Origin of the sequence: Streptococcus danieliae (assembly GCF_025447695.1) — a bacterium.
In the GTDB taxonomy this organism is placed as follows: Bacteria; Bacillota; Bacilli; order Lactobacillales; family Streptococcaceae; genus Streptococcus; species Streptococcus danieliae.
Genome location: NZ_JAOBSU010000131.1, coordinates 1 through 3,984, shown reverse-complemented (window position 1 = coordinate 3,984; position 3,984 = coordinate 1). Strand labels below are relative to the sequence as shown.

Genomic DNA, 3,984 nt, shown 5'->3' with positions numbered 1-3,984 from the left:
ATTTATTTTTGAGGTTGACCTGCTTGAATCCATTGAATAACGTGCTTTTTTGGCTTTTTTTTGCTATAATTATAGATTTTATACCAAAACTAGCTATAAACGTTGATTTGACAACATTTATAGCTAGTATGTTTTAATTAAGTGGCATAAAAGTGGCATAGTTATTCTCAATTTTACTTACTAGGTTTTCTGACATTTTATCAGTTACGTGGGAATAGACCTTTAAAGTAGTGGTAGAGTCCGAGTGACCTACGCGGTCCATGATTGCTTTTATCGGAATTCCGAGCTCTGCTAGCATAGAGATATGAGAGTGGCGAAAAACATGAGATGTGACTGGAGAAATCCCGATAACTTGGCAGGTTTTTTTTAATAGATTGTTTACCATGGCTATTCTTAGTTGTCTTTTTTGTTTTGACTGGAAAAGAGTTCCATCGCCACTGACTGATATCTGTTCTCTAAGTATTTGTTCAATAGTTGGCGATGTTGAAATAGTTCTGACAGATTTTCCGGTTTTGGGTCTGGTAATTTTTAAAGACACCTCGCTCCAGGTTTTTGTGATGGAAATAGTGTGTTCTTCAAAATTTATATCGTCAGTTGCCAGAGCCAAAGCTTCACCGATTCGCATACCTGTTAGATAGAGTAGCATAATTAAATTAGCGATGGATGGTTGGTTGATTTTCTGTAATTCCAAAACTATTGCCCTCACTTGCTCTTTTTCAAGATATTCAATTTTTCCATTTTCGATTTTCTTTTTGATTTTTTTGACTGAGACATGAGTTGCTGGGTTTTTATCGATGTATTCATATTCAATGGCTTTTTTAAAAATTTGTTTCACTTTATAGAGTATTCTATTTAAAAATTCTGAGCTTAGGCCATCTTTTTCCATATTGTCAAAAATCCCTTGAAGGTATCGACGGTTTATTTTTACCAGGAGGACATTGTTATCAATTTGATTAAGAAATCTTTTCATGTCGTGTTTCCATACGATTACAGTGCTATCTTTTACATTTTTAGACCAATCATTCAAAAATTCTTGGTAAAATTCATGGAAAGTTAAATCTTTAGAATCTTTGTTCTCTGATAGCAGTTCTTCTTTACGAGCTTCAAGAATGGCCCTGGCTTGCTTTTCAGCTTTTTTGCTTTTGCTGTCTAAGGTGATGCTGATCCGTTTTCTTTTGTTGGTCAATGGATCCTTAAAGTCTAGGGTCCATTTGTATTTGCCATTTGGTAACTCTTCAGGATACATTGTTTTTTACCTCGCTTTTTGATAGAATATAGGTATAGTAAAAGCTTTGGCGGCAGTTGCAGCGCAAGCTTTTATTGTCTAATCATTTTCTCCTTCACACTTCGCTTTGGTCGGTGAGAGTGTGGAGGAGTTTTTTGTTTTGGGATCAGCGCTGGTCTGTTGACTTTGTTTCCTTACTATCATGGTAAGTTTGAATTATCATTGCAATCTTCTTTTTCTCTTCTTCAGACATTGGTGGAGCGTCTGGATGAGTAGAGAATTCAATCGGAGTCATCTTTCCGTTTACATTTATCCATTCACGTCTCCGATGGCAGTTGCAAGGTAAATTGTGTTCAATTATTTCGGTTGTGTGTTGGCACATAATTTTCTCCTATTAGATAAAGTTTCATTAAATAGATTCAGAATAATTTTCCTGACGCCAGTAAAATTGCTAGTAGAGCCTTTTGCTGACGTCAGCAAGTCAATTTTGAATAAATTTTAAGTAGTTTTAAGTAGATTCAACAGTCAACTATTAGTTGACAACCAGTCTAACCGTATGGGATTACGTACGGTTATTTTACTAATTTCATGGTATTAGTCCATCTATCTTCTTCAGCTAAATCAGCTCCATCGGGAGTTTCTACAGTTAATGATGGTGATTTATTTAAAGAACTAAATCCGTTTTCTTCGACCCATTTTTTAAAGAGGGAATTTTTGGCTGAGAAAATACTATCTGCGAGATATTGAATATCTTTATCGTCGTAATATTTGTATTGTTGTGGAACAATGACATAAATTAATTCTGTACCTGTGTATTCGACATGTAGATTCTCAGAGACACCAGAGTCTGCTAGTGTTTGATTAAGTTGTTGCTTAAAGTAAGTAGCAAATTCCTTTGCGTCACTTTCGTATATAGTTTTATAGCTGGTGGATGTTGAACTGGACGAAGACTCAGTAGAGGTACTACTCGATGATGAAGTAGACGAAGAACTAGAAGCAGAAGAAGAACTTGATGTTGATGTAGAGGAGCGTGAAGAAGAACTAGACGAAGAGTTTGAACTCGAGGAACTTTCTTCTTCTGATAACGATGAATCCTGTCTGTAAATATCCTTAGATATTTCATCGTAATAAAGAGAATATTCAGCTAAAGCTTCATCCATGTTGTAGAGTTTCGTAGCGAGGTAGGTTGCTCGGCCAAACAAGAATAAGCTGAATATGCCAAGGATGGTAGTTGACCAAAATAATGGTTTCTTTAAATTTTTTATTATATAAAATTTTATCTTTGCCATGAATATCTCCTTCGATTTATAACACTACAATTCCGACGACCTCTATTTGGTCGTACTCTGTCAAAACAATGTCATCATAGTCTGAGTTTAGTGATATAAGCCTGACTTCGTCATGACGTTTATACAATTTCTTGATATAAGCTTCGTTGTTGACTATGATAATGATAATTTGTCCACTGTTGACACTTTGAGTTTTCCGGACGAAGACAACTTCGCCATCTTGGAACAAAGGCTCCATGGAGTTTCCCTTAACTCTCAAAGCAATGTCATGTCCAGGGACTGGTTTAGGGTATAAAATTGTCTCAATTGTTTCGTCTGAGAGCCAGAGTCCTGTTCCTGCTGATACCTCTCCATAAAGTCCAATTTCCTCGACCTCGGAACTATCCGAATGAGATAGAATATCGTTTCTTTTTCTAATATCTTCAAGCCTGACGATATTCTGCTCTTTGATTTCCTCCTGGACCTTGTCTCTGATAGTTTCCTGTCTTGAAGGGTTCAGTCGGCGGTATTGATCCGTCAGAGTAGTAAAACGTTCATCACGCTGGGGACTCGGTCGATAAAATGTAGATTCTTCTTGAACTAAGTTCTGTTCTTCTAGTAGTTCATTGCCATAGTTGACCCACTGCGCGTGATTTTCTGTATTAAGTTCAGTATTGAGTTTACTGACAGAGGAGGGGAGTGGGGTATCTTTTGTAGATGGATTTGAAATTTGATTCAATCCAGAGGATAAATCAAATAGCTCTTGAGGCTGAATTTCTAAGGCTTCAGCATAGATTCTTATATCTTTCTCGTCTAGTTGACGTTTTCCATTTTCGTGATTTGAAATAGTATTTTGCTTGAATCCGGTTAGTTCAGCTAATTGTTTTTGAGTAAGTTTTTTTGATTTCCTAATTGTTTTAATCGAATCACCAAGAATATTCATAGTTAAATCCCTCCCCTTTCTTACATTATACCCCAATGGGATAAAAAAATAAATAAAAAAATCTCAAAAAGAGATAAAAAGTTATTGACTTTTATCTCAAAGTGAGATAAAATATAATCAAGGTCAGGGAAGACCTAACAAAAAGAAAGGAGAAGGCGATATGCACAATCACAAAAAAGACCCTTGGTTGACACAACCAAGAGCCACAGTGTTAGCAGCGATTATCGGTTTAATCGCAGTTATACTTCAACTCTTATTTAAATAAGAGTTCGGCTATGAAGTAGGAACAGGGGCTCAAGCCCCTAGACCTACTAATAGTGTAGCATATCGCTTTCGTGAACACAAATGAAGAAAGATAAATTTTGGAAAGTCGGCGGCTGGATTGCCCTAGGTGTTGTTTGGGGTATCGTGATTTGGAATCTATTTTTTTAGGAGGTCAATATGAACGAACTAGAAAAAACAGCCCTTAATGAAATTCTAAGGACTGTAACATATATTGCTGAGAAGGTGGATGAGATTGATTCTAAGATTTCTTCGGGCGGTTCAGA

General features: G+C 36.3%; 3 protein-coding genes. All 3 read right to left on the bottom strand.

Translation table 11 applies throughout. From position 1 onward, the window contains the following. Positions 1 to 133: 133 nt before the first annotated feature. Complete coding sequence (locus tag N4310_RS07845) at positions 134 to 1,246, bottom strand: tyrosine-type recombinase/integrase (RefSeq protein WP_262092736.1); 1,113 nt, start codon at positions 1,244 to 1,246, stop codon at positions 134 to 136. Positions 1,247 to 1,797: 551 nt separating this feature from the next. Next, complete coding sequence (locus N4310_RS07840; RefSeq protein WP_262092735.1) at positions 1,798 to 2,514, bottom strand: hypothetical protein; 717 nt, start codon at positions 2,512 to 2,514, stop codon at positions 1,798 to 1,800. Between the two features lie 16 nt (positions 2,515 to 2,530). Further along, a complete protein-coding gene (locus tag N4310_RS07835) occupies positions 2,531 to 3,436 on the bottom strand; it encodes an XRE family transcriptional regulator (protein ID WP_262092734.1) in 906 nt (301 codons plus the stop codon). Positions 3,437 to 3,984: the final 548 nt, after the last annotated feature.

Bases quoted from the DNA above. Each gene is read 5' to 3' on its own strand.
- N4310_RS07840 (WP_262092735.1), bottom strand. From the start codon at position 2,514: ATGGCAAAGATAAAATTTTATATAATAAAAAATTTAAAGAAACCATTA.
- N4310_RS07835 (WP_262092734.1), bottom strand. From the start codon at position 3,436: ATGAATATTCTTGGTGATTCGATTAAAACAATTAGGAAATCAAAAAAA.
- N4310_RS07845 (WP_262092736.1), bottom strand. From the start codon at position 1,246: ATGTATCCTGAAGAGTTACCAAATGGCAAATACAAATGGACCCTAGAC.